25 protein-coding genes and 1 tRNA gene are annotated in these 26,587 nt (G+C 62.9%); 11 read left to right on the top strand and 15 right to left on the bottom strand.

The window, feature by feature from the left end; translation table 11 throughout:
• Nucleotides 1-5 precede the first annotated feature (5 nt).
• Nucleotides 6-929, bottom strand: a complete 924-nt coding sequence (oppB, locus tag H8B03_RS13095) for an oligopeptide ABC transporter permease OppB (RefSeq protein ID WP_193142313.1) — start codon at nucleotides 927-929, stop codon at nucleotides 6-8.
• 58 nt (nucleotides 930-987) lie between these two features.
• A complete protein-coding gene (locus H8B03_RS13090; RefSeq protein ID WP_193142312.1) occupies nucleotides 988-2,571 on the bottom strand; it encodes a peptide ABC transporter substrate-binding protein in 1,584 nt (527 codons plus the stop codon).
• Nucleotides 2,572-2,788: 217 nt separating this feature from the next.
• Between H8B03_RS13090 and H8B03_RS13085 the strand changes: the two genes are divergently transcribed.
• The 5 genes from H8B03_RS13085 to H8B03_RS13065 all read left to right on the top strand — a co-directional run bounded on the left by H8B03_RS13085 (nucleotide 2,789) and on the right by H8B03_RS13065 (nucleotide 8,397).
• Nucleotides 2,789-3,442: a Crp/Fnr family transcriptional regulator gene (locus H8B03_RS13085; protein ID WP_193142311.1), complete on the top strand. Its 654-nt coding sequence runs from the start codon at nucleotides 2,789-2,791 to the stop codon at nucleotides 3,440-3,442.
• Nucleotides 3,443-3,555: 113 nt separating this feature from the next.
• Nucleotides 3,556-3,756, top strand: coding sequence for a DUF2892 domain-containing protein (locus tag H8B03_RS13080; RefSeq protein ID WP_193142310.1), 201 nt, complete (start codon nucleotides 3,556-3,558; stop codon nucleotides 3,754-3,756).
• 147 nt (nucleotides 3,757-3,903) lie between these two features.
• Nucleotides 3,904-4,788: an MBL fold metallo-hydrolase gene (locus H8B03_RS13075; protein WP_193142309.1), complete on the top strand. Its 885-nt coding sequence runs from the start codon at nucleotides 3,904-3,906 to the stop codon at nucleotides 4,786-4,788.
• Nucleotides 4,789-4,872: 84 nt separating this feature from the next.
• Complete coding sequence (locus tag H8B03_RS13070; RefSeq protein WP_193142308.1) at nucleotides 4,873-6,546, top strand: bifunctional protein tyrosine phosphatase family protein/NAD(P)/FAD-dependent oxidoreductase; 1,674 nt, start codon at nucleotides 4,873-4,875, stop codon at nucleotides 6,544-6,546.
• A gap of 75 nt (nucleotides 6,547-6,621) precedes the next feature.
• The gene (locus H8B03_RS13065) at nucleotides 6,622-8,397 is read left to right on the top strand and encodes a SulP family inorganic anion transporter (RefSeq protein WP_193142307.1); all 1,776 of its coding nucleotides are present in this window, start codon (nucleotides 6,622-6,624) and stop codon (nucleotides 8,395-8,397) included.
• 41 nt (nucleotides 8,398-8,438) lie between these two features.
• Here the strand turns inward: H8B03_RS13065 and H8B03_RS13060 are convergent, their stop codons facing one another.
• The 3 genes from H8B03_RS13060 to H8B03_RS13050 form a co-directional block, all read right to left on the bottom strand.
• Nucleotides 8,439-8,882, bottom strand: coding sequence for an Rrf2 family transcriptional regulator (locus H8B03_RS13060; RefSeq protein WP_193142306.1), 444 nt, complete (start codon nucleotides 8,880-8,882; stop codon nucleotides 8,439-8,441).
• 123 nt (nucleotides 8,883-9,005) lie between these two features.
• Nucleotides 9,006-9,797 (bottom strand): SseB family protein, encoded by a 792-nt coding sequence (locus H8B03_RS13055; protein ID WP_193142305.1) that lies wholly within the window; start codon nucleotides 9,795-9,797, stop codon nucleotides 9,006-9,008.
• Nucleotides 9,794-10,405 (bottom strand): uracil-DNA glycosylase family protein, encoded by a 612-nt coding sequence (locus H8B03_RS13050; protein WP_193142304.1) that lies wholly within the window; start codon nucleotides 10,403-10,405, stop codon nucleotides 9,794-9,796. The genes H8B03_RS13055 and H8B03_RS13050 overlap by 4 nt, the downstream gene beginning before the upstream one ends.
• 76 nt (nucleotides 10,406-10,481) lie before the next feature.
• Here H8B03_RS13050 and H8B03_RS13045 point away from each other — a divergent pair, with 76 nt between their 5' ends.
• The 5 genes from H8B03_RS13045 (at nucleotide 10,482) to H8B03_RS13025 (ending at nucleotide 14,335) form a co-directional block, all read left to right on the top strand.
• Nucleotides 10,482-10,838 carry a helix-turn-helix transcriptional regulator gene (locus H8B03_RS13045; protein WP_193142303.1) on the top strand — a complete coding sequence of 119 codons (357 nt, stop codon included), beginning with the start codon at nucleotides 10,482-10,484 and terminating at the stop codon, nucleotides 10,836-10,838.
• Nucleotides 10,813-11,847, top strand: a complete 1,035-nt coding sequence (locus H8B03_RS13040; RefSeq protein ID WP_193142302.1) for a permease — start codon at nucleotides 10,813-10,815, stop codon at nucleotides 11,845-11,847. The genes H8B03_RS13045 and H8B03_RS13040 overlap by 26 nt, the downstream gene beginning before the upstream one ends.
• Nucleotides 11,848-11,927: 80 nt before the next feature.
• Nucleotides 11,928-13,196, top strand: a complete 1,269-nt coding sequence (locus H8B03_RS13035) for a Na+/H+ antiporter NhaA (RefSeq protein WP_193142301.1) — start codon at nucleotides 11,928-11,930, stop codon at nucleotides 13,194-13,196.
• Between the two features lie 94 nt (nucleotides 13,197-13,290).
• On the top strand, nucleotides 13,291-14,124 hold the full coding sequence (kdsA, locus tag H8B03_RS13030; protein WP_193142300.1) for a 3-deoxy-8-phosphooctulonate synthase: 834 nt from the start codon (nucleotides 13,291-13,293) through the stop codon (nucleotides 14,122-14,124).
• A gap of 136 nt (nucleotides 14,125-14,260) precedes the next feature.
• Nucleotides 14,261-14,335: transfer RNA gene (locus H8B03_RS13025), tRNA-Gln, on the top strand.
• A gap of 114 nt (nucleotides 14,336-14,449) precedes the next feature.
• Here H8B03_RS13025 and H8B03_RS13020 read toward each other — a convergent pair.
• The 10 genes from H8B03_RS13020 to H8B03_RS12975 all read right to left on the bottom strand — a co-directional run bounded on the left by H8B03_RS13020 (nucleotide 14,450) and on the right by H8B03_RS12975 (nucleotide 25,676).
• Entirely contained in the window at nucleotides 14,450-15,466 is a 1,017-nt protein-coding gene (locus tag H8B03_RS13020) for a HupE/UreJ family protein (RefSeq protein ID WP_193142299.1), read from the bottom strand.
• Complete coding sequence (locus H8B03_RS13015; RefSeq protein WP_193142298.1) at nucleotides 15,463-16,308, bottom strand: peptidyl-prolyl cis-trans isomerase; 846 nt, start codon at nucleotides 16,306-16,308, stop codon at nucleotides 15,463-15,465. Before H8B03_RS13015 ends, H8B03_RS13020 begins: the two co-directional genes overlap by 4 nt.
• A gap of 240 nt (nucleotides 16,309-16,548) precedes the next feature.
• Nucleotides 16,549-17,292: an SDR family NAD(P)-dependent oxidoreductase gene (locus H8B03_RS13010; protein WP_193142297.1), complete on the bottom strand. Its 744-nt coding sequence runs from the start codon at nucleotides 17,290-17,292 to the stop codon at nucleotides 16,549-16,551.
• Between the two features lie 66 nt (nucleotides 17,293-17,358).
• On the bottom strand, nucleotides 17,359-18,240 hold the full coding sequence (locus tag H8B03_RS13005) for an NAD(P)-dependent oxidoreductase (RefSeq protein ID WP_193142296.1): 882 nt from the start codon (nucleotides 18,238-18,240) through the stop codon (nucleotides 17,359-17,361).
• Nucleotides 18,241-18,279: 39 nt separating this feature from the next.
• The gene (locus tag H8B03_RS13000; RefSeq protein ID WP_193142295.1) at nucleotides 18,280-18,612 is read right to left on the bottom strand and encodes a cupin domain-containing protein; all 333 of its coding nucleotides are present in this window, start codon (nucleotides 18,610-18,612) and stop codon (nucleotides 18,280-18,282) included.
• Nucleotides 18,613-18,682: 70 nt separating this feature from the next.
• Nucleotides 18,683-21,001 carry a DUF4962 domain-containing protein gene (locus H8B03_RS12995; protein ID WP_193142294.1) on the bottom strand — a complete coding sequence of 773 codons (2,319 nt, stop codon included), beginning with the start codon at nucleotides 20,999-21,001 and terminating at the stop codon, nucleotides 18,683-18,685.
• An 88-nt stretch (nucleotides 21,002-21,089) separates the two neighbouring features.
• A complete protein-coding gene (locus H8B03_RS12990) occupies nucleotides 21,090-22,655 on the bottom strand; it encodes an extracellular solute-binding protein (RefSeq protein WP_226925896.1) in 1,566 nt (521 codons plus the stop codon).
• Nucleotides 22,656-22,685: 30 nt separating this feature from the next.
• Nucleotides 22,686-23,567 (bottom strand): carbohydrate ABC transporter permease, encoded by an 882-nt coding sequence (locus H8B03_RS12985; protein ID WP_193142293.1) that lies wholly within the window; start codon nucleotides 23,565-23,567, stop codon nucleotides 22,686-22,688.
• Nucleotides 23,568-23,580: 13 nt separating this feature from the next.
• A complete protein-coding gene (locus H8B03_RS12980; protein WP_193142292.1) occupies nucleotides 23,581-24,576 on the bottom strand; it encodes a sugar ABC transporter permease in 996 nt (331 codons plus the stop codon).
• Nucleotides 24,573-25,676, bottom strand: coding sequence for an ABC transporter ATP-binding protein (locus tag H8B03_RS12975; RefSeq protein ID WP_193142291.1), 1,104 nt, complete (start codon nucleotides 25,674-25,676; stop codon nucleotides 24,573-24,575). The genes H8B03_RS12980 and H8B03_RS12975 overlap by 4 nt, the downstream gene beginning before the upstream one ends.
• Before the next feature lie 182 nt (nucleotides 25,677-25,858).
• Between H8B03_RS12975 and H8B03_RS12970 the strand changes: the two genes are divergently transcribed.
• Nucleotides 25,859-26,551 (top strand): GntR family transcriptional regulator, encoded by a 693-nt coding sequence (locus tag H8B03_RS12970; protein ID WP_193142290.1) that lies wholly within the window; start codon nucleotides 25,859-25,861, stop codon nucleotides 26,549-26,551.
• Nucleotides 26,552-26,587 lie beyond the last annotated feature (36 nt).

The following is a 26,587-nucleotide window of genomic DNA, read 5'->3' as shown; positions in this document are numbered from 1 at the left end:
TGCGATCAATCATAACGGACTCGCGGGTCAAGTGCGGCATAGAGAATGTCCACGATCAGGTTGAAGAGCACCACGAAGACCGCCACGATGATGACCGTGCCCATCACCAGCGTGTAATCACGGTTCAGCGCGCCGGTGACGAAATACCGGCCGATCCCTGGCAGACCAAATATCTGTTCGATCACGATGGAGCCGGTCAGCAGGGCCGCCGCCGCCGGACCCAGATAGCTGACCGCGGGCAGGCAGGCGGCGCGCAGGGCGTGGGTGATGACAATCATCCTTGTGGGCAGGCCATAGGCGCGCGCGGTGCGCACGTGGTCCGATCGCAAGGCCTCGATCATCGCGCCGCGGATCAGGCGTGCGACCACCGCCACTTGTGGCAGTGCCAGGGCGATCACGGGCAGGACGAGGTTCGGGGCCGCTCCGTTGTTCCAGCCGCCCGCCGGCAGCCAGCTGAGCCAGACACCGAAGATCAGCGCCAGCAGGGGGGCCAGCACGAAGTTGGGCACCGTGATGCCGAAGGTGGCGGTGGCGATCACCGCATAGTCGATCCAGGTGTTCTGGCGCAGCGCCGCAATGCAGCCCAGAACGCCGCCCATGACCAGGGCCAGCAGCAGCGCCAGCGCCCCCAGTTTCATGGACACCGGCAGACCGGCGGCCAGAAGCTCGGCGACGGTGAAGTCGCGATAGATGAACGACGGCCCCATGTCCCCGCGCATCAGGTTGCCAAGATAGTAGAAGAACTGTTCATAAAGCGGCTTGTCGAGGTGAAAGACCCGGTTGAGGTTTTCCATCACCGTCGGCTCCAGCGTGCGCTCCCGGTCGAAGGGGCCGCCCGGCGCCACGCGCATCAGGAAGAAAGACCCGGTGATGATCAGCAGCAGGGTCGGGATCGCCCCCAGCAGCCGGCGCAGGACATATCTGAACATGAAATCGCTTCCCGTCGGACCCCGGCCGGAACATCTCCGGCCGGGAGGGTTTCAGGGATTACTCGGAAATCGAGATGAAGCGCGAGCCGTGCACGTCCTGGATGTTCGGCTCCCAGCCTTGCAGCTTGTCGGAGACCAGGTTCATCGAGGAGTAGTAGAGCAGCGGCATCTGCGGCAGGTCGCGCAGGAACAGTTCCTCGGCTTCGGCCAGGATCGCGGCGCGTTCAGCCAGATCGACGGTGCCCGCAGCCTTGTCCAGCAGCGCGTCGTAGTCCGGGTTGTTGTAGTTGCCGTAGTTGAAGCCGGGGTTGTCGGCACGGTTCAGGAACAGGAAGTTCTGCGGATCGGAATAGTCGCCGATCCAGCCCGCGCGGGCGACGTCATGGCTTTTCTCGTCGCGCAGCATGGCGTAGTGGGCCGAGATGTCGCGCACGTTATAGGCCACGGAGACCCCCAGCGGTTCCCACATGGAGGCGATGGCGGTCGCCGTGTTCTTGTGGTTTTCCGAGGCGTTGTAGCTGATCTCGATCTCGATGGGATTGTCGGGGCCATAGCCCGCTTCGGCCAGCAGCGCGATGGCGGCGTCTTCGCGATCCAGCATCGGCAGATCGGCGTAATCCAGCATCGGCGGCTCGTCGACGTAGTTCGAGATGCCCGGCGGCACCAGGCTGTAGGCCGGCAGCATCGCGCCGCCCCAGATTTCCTCGGCCAGGAACTCGCGGTCGATGACCATGCTCAGGGCCTGGCGCACGCGTACATCGCTGATCGGATCGCGGGCGGTGTTCAGACCGTAGTAATAGGTGCCCAGATAGGGCGTCACCACCACCTGGTCGCCCAGTCGCGAGGTCAGGTCGGGCAGTTGCTCGGTGGCAATGTCATCGCAGGATTGCACTTCGGCGGCTTCGAAGCGGCGCGCACAGTTGGCGCGATCTTCGAACGGCAGATAGTGCACCGCTTCCAGCGCCACGTTGGCGGCATCGTGGAAGTTGGGGTTCTTGGTCAGGACAATCTTGTCGTTCGGGGTGAAGCTTTCCAGCGTGAAGGCGCCGTTGGACACCATGATGCCGGGCTGCACGAAGTCCTTGCCATGCGCCTCGACCGTGCCGGGATGCAGCGGCAGGCCGGTCTGGTGAGTCAGCAGTTCCAGGAAATAGGGCGTGGCCTGGGCCAGGGTGATTTCCAGCGTGTGATCGTCCAGCGCCTTGACGCCCAACTCACCGCCTTCGCCCTTGTTGATCGCCTCGGCCCCGGCGATCGGATAGAGGATGTTGGCGTATTTCGCGCCGGTGGCGGGATCCATGATGCGGTTCAGCGAGAACACGAAATCGCCCGCGGTCACCGGATCGCCGTTCGACCATTTCGCATCGTTGCGCAGCTTGAAGGTATAGACGGTGCCGTCCTCATTGACCTCCCAGCTTTCGGCAACGCCGGGCACGACCTTGGCCTTGTTGTCGTAGATCACCAGCCCCTCGTAGAGATCGCGCATGATATGCGCCTCGACGGTGGTCGAAGTCTTGTGCTGATCCAGTGTCTCGGGATCGCCGCTGTTGCCGCGCATGTAGGTGGCGGCCTGGGCAGCACCAAGGCTTGTGGCCAGCAATGTGGTGGCCAGAAGGCCCGCACGGAGGCTGTGGAGAGTCATGGGATCTTTCCTTCCTGTTGCGTGTCGTTGACTCGCGGTCTGTGCCGCTGTGCCGCAATTGAGTGAGATTTCGGTGGCGCGGTCAATGATAGTGTGGGCCTACCTTAGCGTCACCCGCTCTCATCGGGCAAATATTCGCGGAACGGGTCGGGTGCGGCGCTTGCCAACGCCCTGACGGGGGGGCTAGGTCGAAAGCCAATGCTGAAAGAGGTGTCCCATGTCCTGGGTTGAAAAGTTTCCCGGCCTCTCGCGGCTGGATCCCGATCTTCGCCGCCGGCTGGATCGCGACGGCAAGGTTCTGAAGGTGCCCGAGGGGAAGGTCATCTTTGGCCCCGGCAGCACCGCTGACAACCTGCTGCTGCTGATCTCGGGGACGGTGCGGGTGCAGCACCTGTCCGACAGCGGCCGCCAGATCGTCCTGTATCGCATCAACGCCGGCGAGAGTTGTGTCATGACCACCGCCTGCCTGATGGCCCATGATGCCTATTCCGCCGAGGGCATCACCGAATCCGAGATCGAGGCCGTGGCCATCCCGCGCGCCACGTTCGACGATCTGGTGGCGCGCTCGCCCGATTTCCGCAGCTTCGTGTTCGAAGCCTATTCCCGGCGCATCGCTGACCTGTTCCTTGTGATCGAGGAAGTGGCCTTCCAGCGGATCGACATCCGGCTGGCGCAGAAACTGCTGGATCTGGCGGGGCAGGGTGACCTTGTGCGCGCCACCCATCAGCAACTGGCCGGCGAATTGGGGACCGCGCGCGAAGTGGTCTCGCGGCAGTTGCAGGAGTTTCGCCGCCGCGACTGGATCACCCTGTCACGGGGCGAGATTGCCTTGTCCAACGTGGCTGCCATCCGGGCACTGGCAGAGGCCTGAAACCCGGCACCCCCGATTGTCTGCAAATATTCGCAGACTTTGGTGACAAGGTCACAGACCGCGCCGCCCCCGTGCCGTATCTTCAGGCCAAATCGCACTCTGGAGAGACTGTCATGACTGCCAATGTTGGAAAAATCGACCGAATCCTGCGCGCCGTGATTGGCGTGATCCTGCTGTTCGTGGCCCTGTCCGGCACCGTTTCGGGCGGCCTGTTCTGGCTGGTCCTTGTGGTGGGGGCCGTGATGCTGGCCACCTCGGCCATGAAATTCTGCCCCGCCTATCGACTGCTGGGCAAGAATACCTGCAATATGTGACCATCCTGTCTGCATCCGGCGCAATGTCGCAGGGCTTTCGCGGCGGCTGCAAACACATATATAAAACTGTATACGAATGCCGTGGTGCTTGCGCGGTCCGGTTCCCCCCTGATCCGGCCGCGCAAGCACCCGCAGTCAGGAGGACACATGGCAAACTATCCCGTAGATTCATCCGTCTCGCCGCAGGTGAAAGGCTTTTTCGACGAAGCCACCAACACCATCACCTATGTCGTGAAGGACCCCGGTTCGAACAGCTGTGCCATTGTCGATTCCGTGATGGACATCGACTATGCCGCCGGGCGGATTACCTATGACAACGCCGATGCGGTCATTGCCTATGTGCAGGACAACGGGCTGAAACTGGAATGGTTGCTGGAAACCCATGTGCACGCCGACCATCTGTCGGCGGCGCCTTACATCCAGGAAAAGCTGGGCGGCAAGATCGGCATCGGCGAGAAGATCACCGTGGTGCAGGACACCTTCGGCAAGGTCTTCAACGAAGGCACCGAGTTCCAGCGCGACGGCTCGCAGTTCGATGCGCTGTTCACTGATGGCGACACCTACAAGATCGGTGGCATGACCGGCTTTACCATGCACACCCCGGGCCACACGCCCGCCTGCATGGTGCATGTGATCGGTGATGCGGCCTTTGTCGGCGATACGCTGTTCATGCCCGATGGCGGTTCGGCACGGGCGGACTTCCCCGGCGGCGACGCGGGCGAGTTGTACGACTCGATCCAGAAGGTGCTGGCGCTGCCCGATGAAACCCGGCTGTTCATGTGCCACGACTACGGCCCCAACGGTCGCGATATCCAGTGGGAAACCACGGTGGCCGAGGAGAAGGCGCACAACATCCACGTCGGTGGCGGTAAGTCCAAGGACGAGTTCGTCAAGTTCCGCACCGAGCGTGACGCGCAACTGGCCATGCCGAAACTCATCATCCCGTCGTTGCAGGTCAACATGCGGGCCGGTGAGATCCCCGAGGACAAGGACGGCCGTCCGATGCTGAAAGTGCCGGTCAACGGCCTCTGATCCGGCCTTCGCGGAGCCTCGCCTCCGACCCTCTGGCCCGGCGCGCAGCGACCGGGCCACCCCCCCTACAGGAGACGCCTTTCCATGGATCCCAAATCCATCTCGCCCGAGCTGTCCGTCAGCCCGCAGATCACCGCTGCCGACGTTCCGGCGCTTGCCGAACAGGGCTTCCGGTCGATCATCTGCAACCGCCCCGACGGCGAGGGCATGGATCAGCCGACCTTCGAAGAAATCGAAGCCGCCGCGAAAGCGGCCGGGATCGAGGCGCGCTACCTGCCCATCGAACAGGGCAAGGTGACGGATATGGACGCGGCCGAATTCGGCAAGCTGCTGACCTATCTGCCGGGGCCGACGCTGGCCTATTGCCGCTCGGGCACGCGGTCGGCGACCCTGTGGTCGCTCAGCGTCGCCAAGACCAAGCCGACCTCGGACATTCTGGCCGCGACCAAGGCCGCGGGCTATGACATGGGCGGGGTGGTGCGGCGCATCGTCAACGGCGGCACGACCCCGCTGGATCAGGGTGACGCCAGCTTTGACATCGTCATCATCGGCGGCGGGGCCGCGGGCATCTCGGTGGCGGCCAGCCTTCAGGCGCGCCAGACCAATGCCGAGATCGCCATCATCGATCCCGCCGACATTCACTATTACCAGCCCGGCTGGACCATGGTCGGCGGCGGCATCTTCGATGCCAAGACCACGGCGCGCACCATGGGGTCGCTGATCCCCAAGGGCGTGCACTGGATCAAGGCCGCCGTGGCCGCCTTCGAGCCGCAGCACAATGCCGTCATCCTCGATGGCTGCCGGGTGGTGAAATATGGCCGTCTCGTGGTCTGCCCCGGCATCAAGCTGGATTGGCACAAGATCGAGGGGCTGGTGGATACGCTGGGCAAGAACGGCGTCACGTCGAACTATCGCTATGACCTTGCGCCCTACACCTGGAAACTGGTGCAGGAGTTGAAATCGGGCCGGGCGCTGTTCACCCAGCCGCCGATGCCGATCAAATGTGCAGGCGCGCCGCAAAAGGCCATGTATCTGTCGGCTGACCATTGGTTCAGATCCGGTGTGCTGAAGGACATCGAGATCGGGTTCCACAACGCCGGTGGCGTGCTGTTCGGGGTCAAGGACTATGTTCCGGCGCTGATGGAGTATGTCGAGAAATACGATGCCCGGTTGAACTTCTTCAACAATCTGGTGGCGGTCGATGGCCCCGCGAAGAAAGCCTGGTTCGATGTGGCCCAACCCGACACTCCGGTGGAACGGGTCGAAGTGGACTTCGACATGATGCATGTCTGCCCGCCGCAGACCGCGCCCGATTTCATCCGGGTCTCGCCGCTGGCCGATGCCGCCGGTTGGGTCGATGTGGATCAGGCGACCCTGCGCCACAAGACCTTTGACAACATCTGGTCGATGGGCGACGTGATGAACGCCCCCAACGCCAAGACCGCCGCCGCCGCGCGCAAGCAGGCCCCCGTGGTCGCCGAGAATATCGTGGCCGATATCCTGGGCAAAAGCCCGGTGGCGCAATACGACGGCTATGGCTCTTGCCCGCTGACGGTCGAGCGAGGCAAGATCGTGCTGGCCGAATTCGGCTATGGCGGCACCCTGAAACCCAGCTTTCCCAAATGGCTGGTGGATGGCACCAAGCCGACCCGTACCGCCTGGCTGTTGAAAGAGCAGATCCTGCCGCCAGTCTACTGGCTGGCGATGCTGCGCGGCAAGGAATGGATGGCCAAGCCCGAGGCCGTCACCGTCCGCTGACCGGCACACTTTCGTCCTCCGGCGGAGACCCCGAAAGGGGCCTCCGCACCCCTTTTCCGTAAGTGGTAACCTCCCATGTCCCAGCGCCCTTCGCTCCTGTCTCGTCTTGGTGGCGCCATGCCGATCCTGGATTGGGGCCGCAGCTATACCCGTGACACGCTGACCAGCGACATGGTGGCGGCGGTGATCGTCACGATTATGCTGATCCCGCAGTCGCTGGCCTATGCGCTGCTGGCGGGGTTGCCGCCCGAGATGGGGCTCTATGCGTCGATCCTGCCGCTGATCGCCTATGCCATCTTCGGCACCTCGCGGGCGCTGTCGGTGGGGCCGGTGGCGGTGGCCTCGTTGATGACGGCGGCGGCGGTGGGCAACCTGGCGCTGCAGGGGACGGCGGAATACATCGCGGCGGCCATCGTGCTGGCCTTCCTGTCGGGGCTGATCCTGCTGGCCATGGGCGTGCTGCGGCTGGGGTTTCTGGCCAACTTCCTCAGCCACCCGGTGATTGCCGGCTTCATCACCGCCAGCGGCATCCTGATCGCGGCCAGCCAGATGAAACACATCCTTGGGGTGCAGGCCTCGGGTCACAATCTGGTCGAGATCCTGCACGCGCTGGTCATCCAGATCCCCAATGCCAGCCTCTGGACCCTGCTGATCGGCGGCAGTTCCATGGCCTTCCTGTTCTGGGTGCGCAAGGGGCTGAAGCCGGCGCTGCTGTCGCTGGGCCTGCCGCCGCGTCTGGCTGAAATCCTTGCCAAGGCCGGGCCGGTCGCAGCTGTTGCGGTGACGACGCTGGTCGTGGCGCTGTTCGGTCTGAACGAGGCCGGCGTGGCCATCGTCGGCGAGGTGCCCAGCGGCCTGCCGCCGCTGACGGTGCCGCAATTCGATGCCGACGTCTGGAGCAGCCTGTTCGTCTCGGCCCTGCTGATCTCGGTCATCGGCTTCGTCGAATCCGTCTCGGTGGCGCAGACACTGGCGGCCAAGCGCCGTCAGCGCATCGTGCCGGATCAGGAATTGATCGGGTTGGGCGCATCGAACGTCGCCTCGGCCATCTCGGGCGGCTATCCGGTGACCGGCGGGTTTTCCCGGTCGGTGGTGAATTTCGACGCCGGAGCGGAAACCCCGGCGGCAGGGGCCTACACGGCCATTGGTATCGCGGTGGCGGCGCTGTTCCTGACGCCGCTGATCTTCTTTCTGCCCAAGGCGACGCTGGCCGCGACCATCGTGGTGGCGGTTTTGTCGCTGGTGGATCTGTCGATCCTGAAACGCACATGGATCTATTCGCGTGCCGACTTTACCGCCGTGGCGGCGACCATCGTGCTGACGCTGGGTTTCGGGGTCGAGATCGGGGTGCTGGCCGGGGTGATCCTGTCCATCGCGCTGCATCTCTACAAGACATCGCGCCCGCATATCGCCGAGGTCGGGCTGGTGCCCGGCACCGAACATTTCCGTAACATCCTGCGCCACAAGGTTCTGACCGATCCGCGCGTGTTGACCATCCGCATCGACGAGAGCCTCTATTTCGCCAACGCGCGCTATCTTGAGGACTATGTGCTGGATCGCGTGGTCGGCGACAGCGCGCTGCGCCATGTCATCATCATGTGCTCGGCGGTGAACGAGATCGACATGAGTGCGCTTGAAAGCCTTGAAGCGATCAACCATCGGCTCGACAGCATGGGCATTCGCCTGCACCTGTCCGAGGTCAAGGGCCCGGTCATGGATCGCCTGCAACGCAGCGACTTCCTTGAGGAACTGACCGGCAAGGTCTTCCTGTCGCAACACGGCGCGGTGGAGGAGGTGGTCGCCCTGTGCGACACACCGCCAGAGGATCCGAAAGCCACCGCGGCCCAATAGACGGGGGCCGCGGACTTTCTCAGATCAGGGGGGCGGTCGCGTCAGGCCGCCGACCCGATGGCCAAGAGATTGCACAACTCGGTATTGTCTTCGGTCAGTTCGGCCAATGTGACCTTGTCGAGCGTCGCATAAAAGGCATTCAACGCCCGGCAGAAGGCCCCGCGCAAGCGGCAGCAACCGGCCAGCGGGCAGTTGTTGTCGGCCCCGGCGAAGCATTCGGCGAAGGGCACGTCGCTTTCCAGAAGTCGGCAGATTTCGCCCACCGTGATGCTTTCGGGCGAACGCGCAAGTTGCACGCCGCCGTTGCGGCCACGGGTGGTGGCGATAAACCCGGCTTGCCCGAGAAGATTGATGACCAGGCCCAGATGGTTGAGCGAGGCATTGCAAGCCTCGGCAATCTCGGCTTTCCGGACGATCCTTCCCGGATTGACGGCGCAGAACATCAAGGCCCGCATCGCAAGGTTGGTGCGTGTAGTCAGGCGCATCGCTGGATCTCCCTCAGGAAGTTTATCCCAAGAGACTACATCTTCCGACGGCGCAAACTTTGACATTGGTCAATTGACGCGTTGATAATGTGCCTTTTGCCCCGAACCGGCTGGCGCACCGGGTCAGCGCAGGATCGGCGGTGCTGTGGGGTCAGAACCCGGCGCCGGACGCCTGGACGGGTCCTGCGGGTCGGGCTGGGGCAGATCGAAGCGCAACCCGGTGCGGGCCAATCGGGCGGCAATCGCATCGCTGGCGGCGAAAAACGCAACGTCCAGCGCACCGGCTTCCAGCCCGGAAAAGGCCAGGGCCTCGTTCACCGCGCGGGCCAGCGCGGTTTCGGCGCCTTCGGTGGTGTCGACGAAGGCCAGCAGATGACTGCGCCGACCGCTTTCGTAGGTCACCGCACAGAGATAGGCGAGCCGCGCCCGCCCGGTCATCAGCGCAAGCTTGCCGTCCAGCGCGGTCAGCAGACTTTCGGGCAACCCCTTGGGGGGCGCCAGTTCGCGCGGGCGGTCTTCGGCCTCTTCGGGGGCATGCGCCAGCGTCTCGGCCAGCCAATCCACCGCCTCGGGCGGCAACAGGGTTTCCGACGGCGCGGTACCCAGGTTCAGCCCCAGCCCGACGCCCTGTTGTGCGATCATGGCGATCAGGGTGCGGCCCGACAGCGCCAGATAGGGCATGGTGCCTTCGGCAAACCCGGCAAGCCGTTCTTCAAGATCGAAGGCCAGCAGGAACTTGCCATCGTCGGTTTCGAAGATTTGCGGATCGACGGTCTCGTCACGGGCTTCCCGTTCCAGCAGCAAGAACAGCTCGGCATCGGCCAGACGTTCGAAGAAGCGCAGCCGCAGGGCGTCGTCGTCGGGGGCAGCCGCCATGGCGGCATGGGCATGGTCGAGCGGCGTGAGCGGGGTCATGGCATCTCCAGTATGGCGCGGACGCGCTGGCGCAGGTCGGGCAACAGGTCGGTTTCGAACCACGGGTGGCGTTTCAGCCATGCGGTATTGCGCCACGACGGATGAGGCAAGGGCAGGGCCTGCGGCAGGAAGCTGCGCCAGTCCTGTACCGTGGCCGTGACCCCGCCCTTGGCTGCCGCGCCCAGATGCCATTTCTGCGCGTAGCCGCCCACCACCAACAGCAGCCGCCGATGCGGCAGCTGCGGCATCACGCGGGCGTGCCAGGTGCGGGCGCACAGCGGCGGCGGCGGCAGGTCTGCACCCTTGGCATTGTAGCCGGGAAAGCAGAAGGCCATGGGCAGGACCGCCACCCGGTTGCGATCATAGAAGGCGTCGCGCGTCAGCCCCATCCAGTCGCGCAGCCGGTCGCCAGAGCGATCGTCGAAGGGCACGCCGCTGTCGTGCACCCGCGCGCCAGGCGCCTGTCCGGCCACCACGATCCGGGCCGAGCGCCGCAGCCAGACCACGGGGCGGGGCGCATGCGTCGTGGCGGTGGCGGCAAACCGGTCAGCGCACAGGCGGCAGTCCCGGATCTCGTCACACAGCGCGGTGAAGTCTTTCTGGCTCATGCATCGATGTTAGGCAGGATGAAGGGCGCGACAACGACTCATTGCATTGTTTCGACATTTCGATAAATATAGAAATATGGAACCAATATCTGAACTCGACCTCATCAAGGCCGCCTCGGCCTTCGCCGCCCTCGGATCCGAGCAGCGCCTTGCAGTGCTTGCCACGCTGGTTCGGGCCGGACCCGAAGGGCTGGTGATCGGCGAGCTGGGGCAACGCTGCGGCGTGCGCGGCTCGACCCTGACGCATCACCTGAAGATCCTCGCGCAGGCGGGGCTCATCTCCCAGACCAAGATTGGCCGTGCCACGGTGTGCGCCGCGGCCGCCTATGACGAGGTCAAGAACCTCTCGACCTTTCTGCTGACCAATTGCTGCGCCGATGCCAAGGCGCCTCACAAGGATCATGATCATGACCGATCTCTCAACCGCGCCTAGACCGCTGCCCGCCCTGTGGCGGCGTCTGGACAAGGTGCTTCTGGCCTTTGCGGTCGTGTTCGCGGCAGTGGCGGTGCTGGACGCCGCCGCCCTGGGCGGGATCGCGGCATCCACCGTATCCTCGCTGGCGCATACCGCACCCTATATCGCTTTTGCGGTGCTGGCCGTGGCTTATCTGAAAGCCACCGGGGCCGAGCATCTGGTGGCCGCCGCCTTCCACGGGCGCGAATTGCGGATGATCTTTCTGGCCGCGCTGATGGGCGGGCTGTCGCCGTTCTGTTCGTGCGAGATCATTCCCTTCATCGCCGGGCTTCTGGCGCTTGGGGCCCCGCTGTCGGCGGTCATGGCGCTTTGGCTGGCCTCTCCGCTGATGGATCCAGCGATGTTTGCCATCACCGCAGGTGCGATCGGGCTGGACTTCGCAATTGCAAAGACCGTGGTCGCGGTGTCGCTGGGGATCCTTGGCGGGCTGACGGTGATGGTCTTTGCCAGGTCGCCGGTCTTTGTCGATCCGCTGCGGACCCGTCCGGCGCGGACCGGCTGTTGCTCCAGCCACGCGCCCGTGGATGACAAGCCGGTCTGGAAATTCTGGGGCGATCCGGCCCGCCGCGCGACCTTTGGCACCACCGTGCGTGACAATTCCATTTTCCTGCTGAAGTGGCTGGCGCTGGCCTATCTGCTGGAATCCCTGATGCTGCGCTATGTGCCCGCCGATCTGATTGCGCAGGTGCTGGGCGGGCAGGGCGCTGGCCCGATCCTTCTGGGCGCGCTGGTGGGGGCTCCGGCCTATCTGAACGGCTATGCCGCCGTGCCACTGGTGGGCGGTCTGCTGGAACAGGGCATGAGCCCCGGTGCCGCCATGTCCTTCGTGGTTGCGGGCGGGGTCAGTTGCATCCCGGCGGCGGTGGCGGTCTGGGCGCTGGTCAAGCCGCGGGTCTTTGCCGCCTATGCCGTGCTGGGGCTGTCCGGCGCTGTCGCGGCGGGCTTTGCCTGGGCGGCCATCGCCTGACCTGCTGAGCCATCCTTCTGTTGCCAAGGGCGAGCCATCGGTTAGGCTCGCCCTAGTCACATGTACGTAACGGGGGGCACATGTACCGGGTCTGGAATTTCGTCACCAACTACTCCCTGCTGCTGATTGCCGGTGCCGTGCTGGCGCTGGTCTGGGCCAATCTCAACCCCCACAGCTATCATGATTTTGTCGAGTTCGTTCTGGTGGACGACTTCTTCATCGGCCACGCCCATCTGGACGAACATGGCCATGTGCATCGCACCCTGACCCTGCATTACCTTGTGAACGACGTGCTGATGGCCTTCTTCTTTGCCATCGCGGCCAAGGAAGTCTGGGAAGCGATCATCCTTGAAAACGGCTCGTTGCGCGGCAAGAAGGCGGCCACCCCGCTGTTTGCCACCGCCGGGGGCATGGTCGGGCCGGTCGCCGTCTATCTGGGGCTGGCAGCCTTTCTGGGCAGCGATGTCTACGACGCGGTGTCGCGCGGCTGGGCAATCCCCACGGCCACCGATATCGCCTTTTCCTACCTGGTGGGGCGCATCGTCTTTGGCGCGGGCCACCCCGCGGTGCGGTTCCTGCTGCTGCTGGCGATTGCCGACGATGCGGCGGGGCTGATCATTCTGGCAATCTTTTATCCCAGTGGCGAACTGGCACCTGAATGGCTGCTGCTGTCGCTGGGCGCGTCACTGGGCGTGTTCCTGCTGTTCAACTACCTGCCGCGCCGTCTGGACCGTGGTGACCAGTTGCGCCGCAATTCGACCTGGGTGCGCAAGACGCTGGGCTTCTGGCCCTATGCGGTGGCCGGTGCGCTCAGCTGGTACGGCTTTCAGGAAAGCGGCCTGCACCCGGCCTTGGGCTTGCTGCCGGTCGTACCCGCCATTCCCCATGCGGATCGCGCCTTCGGCATCTTCTCGGCCGCCGAGGCGCATCTGCACGACTTGCTGAACAAGATCGAACACGGGCTGAAGTACCCCGTCGAAATGGTGCTGTTCTTCTTCGGCCTGATGAACGCGGGCGTCGAGTTTTCCTCCATCGGCGCGCCCACGATCCTGGTGCTGGCCGGGTTGCTGGTGGGCAAACCCATCGGCATCCTGGCCTTTGGCTGGTTTGCCGCCGGACCCTTGCGGCTGGGTCTGGCCGAGGGAATGCGGACCATCGACCTGTTCGTGATCGGTTGCGTGGCCGCCATCGGCTTTACCGTTTCGCTGTTCATCGCCACCGTGGCCTTCGATGGCGGTGCCGTGCAGGAGGCCGCGAAGATGGGCGCGCTGTTCAGTTTCGCCGCCGCCATCATCTCGATCGTGGCGGGCAAGCTGACCGGCGTGCAGAAGCGCGAGTTGCCGGGCTGACCCGCCGCCCAGCCCCGTCCCCTGCCCACTGGTATCTCGGGCAGGGGGTGTTATCTGAAAGCCAACCGACATGCGCAGGCAGGAGAGCCTTACGATGAAAACCGTCACCATCCGCGATCTGACCATCGGCAATGACAGCCCGCTGACCGTCATCGCCGGGCCTTGCCAGCTGGAAAGCTATGACCACGCGGCGATGATTGCCGAGGCGATGAAGAAGGCCTGCGCCGCCGCCGGCGCCGGCTATGTCTTCAAGGCGTCCTATGACAAGGCCAACCGGACCTCGGTCTCGGGCAAGCGCGGGCTGGGGATGGACGCCGGCCTGGAGGTTCTGGCGAAAATCCGGCGCGAATTCGATGTGCCGACCCTGACCGACATCCATTCCGAAGCCCAATGCGCCCCGGTGGCCGAGGCCGTGGACATCCTGCAGATCCCCGCCTTCCTGTGTCGCCAGACCGATCTGCTGGTGGCGGCGGGCAACACCGGCGCGGTCATCAACATCAAGAAAGGCCAGTTCCTGGCACCCTGGGATATGGTGAATGTCGTCAAGAAAGTGGTAAGCACCGGCAACGACCGCATTCTGCTGACCGAGCGCGGCACCAGCTTCGGCTACAACACCCTCGTGGCCGATATGCGCGGGCTGCCAACCATGGCCAAGACCGGCTATCCGGTGGTGATGGACGCCACCCATTCAGTGCAGCAACCGGGCGGGCAGGGCGGTTCCTCGGGCGGTCAGCGGGAGTTTGCGCCGGTCATGGCCCGCTGTGCCGTGTCGCTGGGAATCGGGGCCGTTTTCATCGAAACCCACGAGGCCCCGGACACCGCCCCGTCGGATGGACCGAACATGATCCCGCTGGACCAGATGCCGGCGCTGGTGGCGTCGTTGATGCAGTTCGACGCGTTGGCCAAGGCCGATCCGCTGCGCGTCTGAGGTGCGCACGGACCGGGTCGCGCCGGTCTCGCGAACCTGTCGCGAGGGCAGGCAAAAAAATGCCTTCGGGCGGTGCAAAAAACTTCGATAAACGTCTTGCGCTGCCCGAACCAAAACCGTAGATACGCCCCCACGTTGGGGTGTAGCCAAGTGGTAAGGCAGCAGTTTTTGGTACTGTGTATCGTAGGTTCGAATCCTACCACCCCAGCCACTTTCCTTCTAAAGGTTTAGATCTGTACGACTGTGCGAAGGACGCGCGCGTGATCGTGAGTCCTGGGCCCGCGCTGGATGGTGTCAATGCGAGTCGCGCCGGCCAGCGCCCTGGTCAGAAGCCGGCCACCCGCTCTGTCAGCCAGATCACCGACACCCCCCCGATGGCGTAGCCAAGGACCTTCGTGCCGGGTGCGCCGGGGGCATGGAACGCCCTGGCCAGCACGGGAGCCATCCACCGCACCACCAGGAACACCGCGAGCACTCCGGCGACGAAGGTCAGTTGCCCCGCCTCGACCCCCAGATTGAAGGCCAGAAGGGCCAGCGGGATGTCCCCGGCGGGCAGGCCGATTTCAGACAGCGCACCTGCAAATCCAAGGCCATGCAGAAGCCCGAACAGGAAGGCGACAATCCATGGCGCGTTGGCGGTCAGATACGGTTTGCCGTCGCCTTGTTTCAGGATCTCTACCGCCAACAGCACGATAGACAGGGCAATAGCGGCCTCGACCGGCGGCGAGGGTACCGACAGCAGCCCCAGCGATGCCGCTGCCAGCGTGATGCTATGTGCCACCGTGAAGGCCGTAATGGCCCCCAGCAAGCGCCCCGGCGATTGCACCAGCACCAGAAGCGCAAAGACGAACAGCAGATGATCCAGCCCTTCCAGGATATGCTCCCAACCCAGCACGAGGTATTGCCAGAACACCGCCAGACCAGAGAGTTGTTCGGGCACCACAAGGCTGGGGGTATCGGCGGTCAGACGCGAGGTGATCACCGTTCCGTCCGCAGTCTGAAGGCGCGCAAGAACATCCGTTCGGGTGTTTTCCAGACCTTCGATGACGATTGTCGCCCCCTGCAATGTCTCGCTACAGGTCGCTTGCCACTGAGACACCCAGGCCTTGCCATCGGAAAAGGGAACCGGCCCGGTTGTGGGCGTGCAGAACGCGGGCAAACGGGCATCGATGCGCATGGGTCTGCCACTGACATCCGGCTTGCGCCAGAACACGCGCCAGCTTTGACCGGACAATTGCTCGAGGCTCAGGTAACCGGGATCAAGGGCATGGGCGCGCGTGGCATTGGGCATCGCCGCGACCAGCATCACCACCAGGAACCCCATTGCGGCCAGCCATCTCATTGCGTCACGATGTCCTGCAATTGGGCCGCATCGGGCAGGGCGATGTCATAGGTGTCTCGCAGCGCGGCCAGATAGGCGTCGGCAAGGATCTGGGACTGCTCCCGACGCCAGTCCGCCAGCACGTCGTCGCGCACTTCGGAAAGTGAGGGTTGGAGCGGCGCAACGCGATCCGTGATCCGCACAAGGTGCAGGCCGTAGCCCGAGCGGATGGGGCCGGCCCATTCGGTGTCCGCCACCTGCGCCATACTTTCAAAGAACCCCGTGCCGAACAGGCGATCCACCTGCTGGGGCAGGGCCGCCTCCATCGCCACGGGCAGAAGCGTGTTGGCACCGACCTGTGCGGGATCCTGACCGTCGGCCAACAGAGCGCTGCTTTGCCGGACGGCTTCCTGGGACGGTGTCTCGCCCAGATACACCTGCTGGAATGTTATCTGGCCCGGGTTGGAAAACCGTTCGGGATTGGCCTGCAAATACTGTTCCAGAACCGTGTCGTCGGGCACCAGCGTCTGGGACTCGGATTCCGCGAGAAACATCATTTTCTGGCGCAACCGATTGCGGATGACCGGATCATTGCGATCAAGCCCCAGCTTCAAGGCTTCGCGCACCAGAACCTCCTCGTCGACATATGAGGCAATCAGGGTGTCGAGTTCCTCTTGCACGGGCTGGCGGTTCCAGACACCGGCAAACTGCTGGGCCAAGGCACGCGCGTCGTCCTGGGAAATCAAGATGGCGTCTTGTGAGGGGGGCGGCGGCGCGTCGTCGTTGCGGATTGCGTAGACGACAAACAGGATCACCGCAAAGACGGCAAAGTGCAGGAGGGGTTCGCGAAGAATGCGTGCCAAGGGCGTCACCAGCGTTAGGGATGCCACATGTGACTTTCGCTGGACGGGGATTGCAAGGTCATATCTTGTCTCACCGATGGTGGCGGCAAGCCTGTGCAATCCATGAAGAATAGCCGGAAGCCGTCCGACCCCAGACCCTGGCCGTCGCGACATCCAGTCCCCTCTGGTCAAGGCATGGGATCGGCCGGCGGGACAGCGCGCGGAATGACCGGGCGCTGCCATGGTCGCCGACCGTATTGGTTACGAGAACAGCATCCCGCCGTTGATGTCGACGTTGGTTCCGGTGAGATACCCGGCGTCGTCGCTGGCAAGGAACAGCACCAGGTTGGCCACGTCCTCGGGCACGCCCTGTCGCTTGAGCGGTGCTGCGGCTTCCAATCCACGGCGGCCCGCATCAGGGGTGTGGATGTTATGGAAATCGGTGTCGATCATGCCCGGGCACAGCGCGTTGACGCGGATGTCCGGCCCCAGTTCCTTTGCAAGTCCGCGGGTCATGGTCATGATCGCACCCTTGGAGGTGCCATAGGCCACTGCGCCGTTGCCGCCGCCATCGCGGCCTGCCTGGCTGGCAATGTTGACGATGGCGCCCGCTTTCAGGTGCGGCAGGCAGGCTTTGATCATCAGGAAGGTGCTGGTCACGTTCAGGTCCATCACCGCCTGCCAATGCTCAAGTGACATTTCGGAAATGGTCTTGCGCGCGATCAGGCCGCCCGCGTTGTTGACCAGGACATCGACGCCGCCGAAGGTTTCGACCGTCTTCGCCACCAGCGCCTGCACATCTGCGGCCTTGCACAGGTCACCCTGAAGCGCGATGGCCTTGCCGCCGTTGTTTTCAATCTCTGCCACGGTTTCCTCGGCCCCGGCGCTGCTGGCGAAATAGTTGATCGCCACGTTCGCGCCTTCCGAGGCGAGCTTGATGGCACACGCCCTCCCGATGTCACGACCGCCGCCGGTGACGATTGCGGTTTTACCCTGCAGTTTCATGGTTTCTTGTCCTATCTTGAATGGATGACCGCACGGCCGTGTCGTGGTTTTTAACCGACCTTCGACCTATCTTTCCAGCTTCAGGAAATAGTCGAAGATTTCCGGAACGTTCCCATCCCCCATGCCGGCGGCGACGGCGGCCTGAAGGTTGTTCGAGGTACCTTCGGCAATCTCGGCGCGCGTGCCCATGTCCTCGGCCATCTTCAGGAAATAGCCCAGATCCTTGTTGGCGTTGTTGATCGAGAAGCCAAGATCGCTGACGCCATCGACCGCATAGTTCTTGCAGAACGCCATGAATGGCGAGTTCGACGGGCCGGTCGACATGATGTCGAAAAGCTGCTGGCGATCGACCCCGGCCCGGTCTGCGACGGCGAAGGCCTGGCTCATGGTGCAGACGGTGGTCATGCCCATGAAGTTGTTGATCAGCTTGGTCACATGACCCGCGCCGAGCGCGCCCAGGTAGAAGACGTTTTCGCCTTGCTGGTCGAGCACCGGCTTGACCTTCTCGAAGGTCTCCTTGTCTCCGGCAGCCATGATGTTCAGCAGGCCGTCCTTGGCATGTGCCGGGGTGCGGCCCAGCGGGGCGTCAACCATGCCCGCGCCTTTCGCGGCCAGATCGGCCCCGATCTTGCGGGTCGAGGCGGGGATGGAGGTGCCGAAATCGATCAGTACGGCGCCGTCCTTGATGCCCGCCAGAATGCCGTTGTCCCCGTAGACGATCTTCTCGACGACCTCGGATGTGGTCAGGCAGAGCATCACGATATCGCTGGCCGCGGCCAATTCCCGGGGCGAGGCGGCCTCGGTGGCGTTGCCACGGGCCAGAACCGTTGCCACGGCATCCTTGTTGAGGTCCATCACGACCAGTTCGAACCCCCTGTTCTGAAGGTTCTCCACCATATTGCCGCCCATGAGGCCGAGGCCAATGAAGCCGATGACGGGTTTGGTCATGCCGTGTACTCCCTAAGTCTGTTCTTTGTGATTGTTGGTTCAGAGAAAATCTTCGCGATGCGGCGTGAAGACATCGAGCAGTGTGCCCGCTTCAAGACAGGTCGCCCCGTGGACGATATCGGGTTGCTTGTACAGGGAGTCGCCGGCGGAAATGACATAGGTCTCATCGCCGACGGTGAACTCGAACTTGCCCGAAATGACATAGGTGATCTGTTCGTGCGGATGGCTGTGACGCGCTGCCACCGTGCCGGTCTCGAAGTGCACCTCGACGATCATCAGGTTGTCGTTGAAGGCGGCGACCTTTCGTGTCAGCCCGCCTCCGGCGTCGAACAGCTTGTTTTCAGCGCCGGGAAACAGGTTCTTTACGGTCATTGTCGGTCTCCGTGTCGTGCATTGCGGTGGGGCGGGGGTGGTGGCCCGCGCGCCCCTGTTTCGGGGTGCGTCAGGTCTTGGCGAATTTCTTCATCACGACGCGGAAGGTGTTTTCTTCCGGGTCGCTGAAGTAGAGGTCGGCGTCGTAGCCCTGATCGTCGAGGAAGTGGAAGATCCGCTTCGGCGCGCTCAGCTTGTAGGGCACCAGCAAGGTTGCGATGCGGTGCCGGGTGGCTTCGGGGTACTGCGCATGCAGGCAGGTGCTGACCGGCAGCCCTTCGTAATCCGCCGGATTGACGCCCGGAAAGCCGGTTTCCTGCGTCAGTTGCGGCTTGCCAGCCTCGGACCAGATGACCTGGCCGTAAAAGCCCGCGCGTTCGCCGGTGTAGCGGAACGAGGTCTTGCCCAGATCGTAGGGGGCGTTGGCGTGCAGCAGCCAGTCGACCGAGACCGGCGTCTCCGCATCGACGCTGTCGACGATGACGAAGTACGAGTTGCGGACGAAATAGACCTCGCGCTCGGCCAGCGTCACCTCGGGCGACAGGGTGCGATAGGCCGGGGTCGCGTCGCCCTTGATATAGATATGATCGTCGCGTTCCTCGGCGGTGATGATCCGGCCGGTCGCGGCCATCGCCATGGCCTTGTCCTTGTCAGCGTATTGGCCCTTGCCATTGATCAGGATGGCATTCTTGGACCGCGTCTGGCGCCGCCAGGTGCGATGCATGGACGAGTTGAAGGCCACGTAATAACCAGACTGGATCGCCAGATCCTCGCCATAGGCAGCCATGCAGAAAGCGTTCTGATCGCCGTGGCTGTGACTGATCGAGCCGAACTTGCTGGACTTGAACACGAACTGCACATGCTGGTCGGGATCGTCCATCGCGTGCTGAATCCCGACCCAGCCGATGCCTTCGAAATGACGCATGCCGCTTTCGGGGGGGGTGGCTTCGACAAAGGGGAAATCCGTGCGGTAAACCATCTCGTCAAAGCGCGTGTCCCACCAGCCCCAGTTATAGAAGGCCATCTCGGTGCCCGGGTTCAGGCGCAGGTTCTCGTCGCAATACCATTGGTAGGCGCCGTTGCCCGTGACGCCTGCAAACTGGCGCATGTTCAGCCCGGTCTTGATGGCGGGCAGGTCGCCTTGCGTGCTGTCGTCGCCAAAGGTGGCGCGGCGCGTGTTCGGGGCCTTGCAGAACAGCGGGAAATCCCCGGTCTTCTGGAAGAAGGGCCGCTTGTAGATGTCGATCCCGGAAAAGGATTTCAGACGGTTGGCGGCATCGATCAGATAGGCGATGCCCATCATCCAGTAGTTCGTGCCTTCGGCCCAGCCGCCATCCTTGTCGCCCCACGGGGTGTAGACGGTGAACAGAAACTCGACGCAGTAATCCAGCCACGCGCGGGCCTCGTTATCCTCGTCATCTCCCAGAAGCGCAATACAGGCCGGCACCAGCGTCAGCGAGACCGAGCGCACCGCGTGGCTGTCATAGGGGAACAGGTGGATCTTGGCGTTCAGGATCGCGTGTTCGGCAATGTCGCGGGTCCGTTCCAGCAGGGCGGCGCGTACGATCTTGCGCTCGTCTTCGTCCATGTGGTCGTAAAGCCAGTCATAGCCCCAGGCGAGCGCGTTGTTCACGCGGTAGGCCCATTCGTCGGTATAGGCGCGCGAGGTGACCCCCATGGGATCCCAGCTTGCGGCCTCCAGCAGCCATGCCTTGGCGCGGTCCAGCATCGCGGCATCATTGGTGACCGTGCCGCCGATGGCCAGGTGCCGGATGGCGTACCACAGTTCCTGAAGGTCGATATAGGTCTGACGCCAGACCGGGGCCGTCCGCGTGTGGTTGGGATAGCCCGCAGGCTCTTTCATCACCTCGCGATCCATCCACGGCAGGACGGACCCCTCATAGAAGGTGGACCAGGTGCAATGGTTCGGATCGGCCTCGACGGCCTTGCGGAACTCGACCAGGCGTTCCGGCGTCATCCAGAGCCGCGGATGCGCGGTGGTGGAGGCCGCAAATCGCGTGGCCCGCGCGGGCAGGGGTGTTTCGGGCAGGCCTTCGGCAAGCGTGAAGCTGCGGGTGGTGCTCCAGCCGGTGACGGGCTTTCCGGCCGCGTCGCAGACCGCATAGGACCAATGATACTCTCCCGGCGCAAAGGCGACATCGGGGGTGAAGAAGTTCACCGGGATATTGGCAAAGACCCGGGTTTCCTTGGCGGGGAATTTTGCGTCCTGCGAAATGCGCAGCACGTAGTGCGCCTCGTCCTCGATCACCGGCAGCCATGTAAAGCGCGGCGGATTTTCCGCAACGTCTGTGTCCGACGTCGGGGCGTATTGGATCGTCAACCGGCCCGCCTTGGGTTCGTCGAGCTTGGGATGCGTGGTGGCGAGCATGGAAGAGGTCCTTGCGTGTCAGAGGATTGAATGAGGGGGTGCGCGTGGCCAGCCAAATCCGGCCACGCGTCGATGTCAGGTGGACAGATCAGCCGTACTGGCGTGCATAGGCCGAGTTCATGACGTCCAGAACCTTCTGGTAGCCCAGCTTTTCGAGGGTCGAGATGTAGGCATCCCAATCCGCATTGACGTCGCCGCTGCCAAGGATCCACGCCTGGTTGCGCTCCAGCATGTAAGTCCGGATCGACGGCCAGTACTTGTCGTAGACCGCCTGTTCATCCTTGTTGAAGGCAACGCCCAGGAACTGGTCGACCAGCAGGTCTTCGGTATCGTAAAGCTCGATGCCTTCGCGGGCCGCCGGCGAGGTCCACTGCCATTCATAGCGGTAGTCCTGCGGGTAGCCGCGATAGACCTGCGCCCCTTCCAGATACATCTGGCTGTTCACCGGCGTGGCGGAGTTCAGCACTTCGGGTTTGTAGATCGGCTCGCCATCCACCATGTCCCAGGTCTTGCCTTCGACACCGAAGTTGGCCAGCAGCGCGCCTTCCTCGGAGAACCAGAAGTCGAAATACTTGATGGTCTCGACCGGGTGCTCGTTGGTGTAGGAAATTGCCCAGCCGTCCGGCTTGATCGGAATACGGCGGTGCTCTTCCATCCGCACCCCACCCACCGATGCCGGCGGCAGGAACGGGATGAAGTTGAAGCCTTCGATCTTGTCGGCCAGTGCTGCGTTGTAGCCGCTGGTCGATGCGAACCAGTCATGGGTCACGCCGCCCAGGTTCTCGCCCAGCAGGAAGTCGCGTGAGGACGATCCGCGAGTGAAGATCTCGGCGTCGATCAGGCCTTCTTCGTACCATTTCGCGATGTTCGCAATCCCCTCGCGATAAGCGTCCTGCGCATAGGGGTGCGCGATCTGGCCGTCATCGGTGACGTAAAAGTCATGGTATATGTCCGACCCGGACGAACGGGCATCCCACAGCGTCAGCAGACGGTTCACTTCTTCCCAGTCGCGGGCAAAATACGGAACTTCGTCCTTTTCACCGTTGCCGTTCGGGTCCTGATCGCGGAAGGCCACCATGACGTCGTAGAGTTCATCGACATTCTGCGGTTGCTGAAGACCAAGCGCATCTAGCCAGTCTTGACGGATGAACCAAGCGCGACCGTATTTGCCATCCGGCAGGTAGGGGATGTAGTAGTAGTTGCCGTCATAGGCCGAGATCGCTTCCTTCAGGCCCGGATGCTCTTCCCAGAACTTCTTGATGTTGGGCGCATGCTCATCCACCAGCTCGTTCAGCGGCAGGAAGGCGCCTTCGGGGCCGTACTGGTTGACCGGCTGCCGGATCAGGTTGCCGCCAACGATGTCGGGCAGGTCGCCTTTGGCCAGAAGCAGGTTCATCGCCTCGTTGTTGTCGGTCGTGTTGCGGCCAGAGGTTTCGTCAACGAGGTGGATGTTGGTCCGCTCGCGCGCAACCACTTCGACCGGGTAGAGCGTGTTGGTGTCGCCACCGGGCCCATAGCCCTGGGCACGCGGCCAGTGCATGTGGATCGTCAGTTCCAGCGGTTTGTCGACGATGGGCAATTGATCATCGGCGAAGACCGGTGCCGTCAAGGCGGTGGTGCCAAGGATGGCGAGTGACAGTTTGAACGTTCGCATGGAGTCCTCCCTTAATGCGATGTTTTCTGGTTATTCCTTCACCCCACCCAGCAGGATGCCCTTGCTGAAGTACTTCTGAAGGAAGGGGTAGATCAGCAGGATCGGGATGATCGAGCAGACGATGATCGCGGCGCTGACCGTTTCGAACGAATAGGCGGCAGACAGCAGCGATGTTGCGAATTCCTCGTCATCGGACAGTTCGGCGATGACCTTGCGCAGATAGACCTGCAGCGGAATTTTCTCTTCATCCTGCAGCAGCACCATGGCCCAGAAGAAGCCGTTCCAGCGCGACACGATGCAGAACAGCGCGACGGTTGCGATGGCCGGTTTCGACAGCGGCACATAGACCTTCCACAGCACCTGGAATTCGTTGGCGCCATCCATCCGGGCGGCTTCTTCAAAGCTCTGCGGGATGCCTTCGAAGAAGTTGCGCAGCAGGATGATGTTGAAGCCGTTGACCGCGAAGCCAATGATGATCCCGAAGTAGCTGTCCAGCAGACCCAGGTCGCGCATGTTCAGGAAGAAGGGGATCATCCCGGCGTGGAACCACATGGTGAAGGCCACCATCAGGTTCCAGAACCGCCGACCGTACAGTTGCGGCCGCGACAGGGCATAGGCGCCGGGGATGATGAACGCGAGGCTCATCAGGGTGCCGCCGATGGTGTAGATGAAGGTGTTCTTGTACGAACTCCAGAACAACGGCTCGCTCAGCACCTGCTTGTAGGCTTCCAGCGTGAACCCGACCGGGGTCAGGGTCACATTGCCGGCGCGGGCTTCGAAGCCTGTGCTCATCGACAGTGACGCGATGTAGATGAACGGATAGAGCGTCGAGATCGTGAACAGTCCGATCAGGACCATGTTGGTGACGACGAACAGTTTGTCGCCACGCGAATAGAGGTTCATGTTCAGCATTGGTCTGGCCTCCTCACCACAGCGACGTGCGCGAATAGCGCTTGGAAATGGTGTTTGCAGTCATCACCAGAACGAAGGCGACCACGGCGTTGAACAGTCCTGCGGCACCGGCCAGATCGTATTGTCCTCCCTGGATGCCCTGCCGGTATATGAAGGTGTTCACCACATCCGCCGTCTCGTAGGTCGCAGGCTGGTAGAGCAGGATGATCATCTCGAAGCTGACTTCCAGCATGTTGCCGATGCGGATGATCAGCATGATGATGATGGTCGGCAGGATCGATGGCACGGTGATCTTCCAGACCATTTGCCAGCGGCTGGCGCCGTCCACGACTGCGGATTCATACAGTGTGGGAGAGATGCCCGCGATCGCGGCAAGGTAGACGATGGATTGGAACCCGGCTTCTTGCCAGATCGAGGTGCCGACAAAGATCGGACGGAACCATTCGGATTTGGTCAGGAAGTAGATCGGTTCCAGCCCGAACCATCCCATCACCGTGTTCACGATCCCCGCCGAGGGCGAGAAGGCGGTGATGACGATGCCCGCGATGATCACCGAACTGATGAAGTGCGGCAGGTAGACGATGGTCTGCGCCGTCTTCTTGAAGGTCTGGTGCAGGATTTCGTTGAACATCACCGCCAGGATGATCGGCATGGGAAAGCCGAAGATCAGGCTCAGCATGCTGATGTAGATGGTGTTGCGCAGGGCCCGCAGGAACTGGTCGTTCCCGAAAAGGGTCTGGAAGTGTTCGAAGCCGACCCAGGGGCTGGCTGCGAGGCCGCGGAAGACGCTGTAGTCCTTGAAGGCGATCTGCAGCCCGTACATCGGCTTGTAGAGGAAGACCAGCAGCCACAAGATTGTCGGGATCAGCAACAGGTAGAGCTGCCATTCTCGCTTCAGATGATCGCCCACGCGTTCGATGCGGCCGGGCTTGCGGCGGCGCAGCGCCTCTTTGGCCTCGGTGACGAGACCCTCGGTGCGCGGGCCGGTGAAATTCGGATCGCTGCTCATGTCTTCGTCCCCTGACCAGGCAGCGCCGCGCCGCTTTCGGCGTCAAAGACGCGGATCAGGTCCGGTTCGATGGTGAAGCCGGAAATGTCGCCCAGCATGCCCAGGTGGCCCAGGGTCTCGGTCCGGATGACAAAGGGGTCGCCCTGCAGGCTGGCGTGAATCAGCGCCTCCGAGCCGAGGGTCTCTACCAGGTCCACATCGACATTGACGCAGCCGGGCGTGCCGGATGCTGCGACGGTCACGAACTCGGGGCGAATGCCCAGGGTCACGGCCTTGCCCACCGAATTCTGAAGCGCGGGAATTTGCGCCAGCGGCAGGCTTTGGCCGTCGAACTCGGCGACGGGCCCCTGATCCCCGGCCACAATCGTGGCCTTGACCATGTTCATCGGCGGCGAGCCAAGGAAGGAGGCGACGAAGGTGTTGGCCGGATTCAGGAACAGGTCCATCGGCGTGCCGACCTGTTCGATGCGCCCGTCATGCATGACAACGATCCGGTCGGCGAGTGTCATGGCTTCGACCTGGTCGTGGGTCACATAGATCGAGGTCACGCCCAGCCGCTTGTGCAACCGCTTGATTTCGGCGCGCATCTGGGTGCGCAGCTTGGCATCAAGGTTGGACAGCGGCTCGTCGAACAGGAAGACCTTGGGCCGCCGGACGATGGCACGCCCCATGGCAACACGCTGACGCTGGCCGCCGGACAGGTCGGCCGGGCGGCGATCCAGATAGGGGGTCAGGCCAAGGATTTCCCCGACCTCGTCCACCGAAGAGGCGATGGTTTCCTTGCTTTCCTTGCGGATGCGCAGCCCGAAGGCGATGTTGTCCGCCACGTTCAGATGGGGATAAAGCGCGTAGTTCTGGAACACCATCGCCACGTCGCGATCCTTGGGGGCAACCCGGTTCACGAAGCGACCGTCGATTGTCAGTTCCCCGTCCGAGATCTCTTCGAGCCCTGCGATCATGCGCAGCGTTGTCGACTTGCCGCAGCCCGATGGGCCGACAAGGACGACGAATTCCTTTTCCTGAACTTCCAGGTCGATCCCGTGGACCACCTGAACCGCACCGTAGGCCTTTATGATGCCCTTAAGACTGACGCCGGACATGTTCCCTCCCCACTATCTGCGCCTTCTCCCGTGACACAACGCGGTCACGCGCTTGATTCGGCGCTCGGTGAAAACTGGTATACTAGTAATTATGCTGGTATACTAGTTCGAATTGCTGTAGATCATTCAGAAAGCCGCGAATGAACCGTGGCAGAGAGACGAGTTTCAGGAAGGTGGACACCATGGCTCAGGCAACCCAGCTTGGCGTTCGGCGGACCAGCGTCGACGATATTTTCGACTATCTGCACGACGAGATCCTGTCGTTGCAGCTGCGGCCCGGCGACAAGATTTCCGAGGCGGATATCGCGGCACAATTCGGTGTCTCGCGGCAGCCCGTGCGCGATGCCTTCAGTCGTCTGGCGAACCTTGATCTGTTGCTGATCCGTCCGCAGCGCGCCACCGAAGTGAAGCGTTTTTCCATGCGCGAGATCGAAAAATCCCGCTTCGTCAGGGCCTCGGTCGAGAAGGAGGTGCTGCGGCGCGCGTCGGAGTATTGCAACGCCATCAACGCGGCCGAACTGGACGCAGCGCTGGCCGAACAGGAGGTCGCCATCGAGAAGCGCGACGTCGAAAGCTTCGGTGCGCTCGACTACGAGTTTCACCGCAAGCTGTGCAACATCGCCAAGGCAGATTTCGTGTTCGACGTGATCCTTCTAGAGAAGGCCAAAGTCGACCGTCTTTGCATGTTGAGCCTGTCGAAAGAGGATCGCATGCCCGAACTGGTGGCGGACCATCGCGCCATTGCCGAGGCCGTCAAAGCCCATGACGCCGCGCGGGCGATCGAGGCAGGGGTACTGCACCTGTCGCGGCTGGATGACACCATCCGCCGGATCACCGAAACCAACGCCAACTACTTCGAACCTGTGGACGAGTAATCACGCGTCGGCCCCAGTGGGCCGCGAACTCGGCAA

Source organism: Meridianimarinicoccus sp. MJW13, from assembly GCF_014901205.1.
In the GTDB taxonomy this organism is placed as follows: Bacteria; Pseudomonadota; Alphaproteobacteria; order Rhodobacterales; family Rhodobacteraceae; genus Meridianimarinicoccus.
This window is presented reverse-complemented; position numbering and strand designations above follow the sequence as displayed.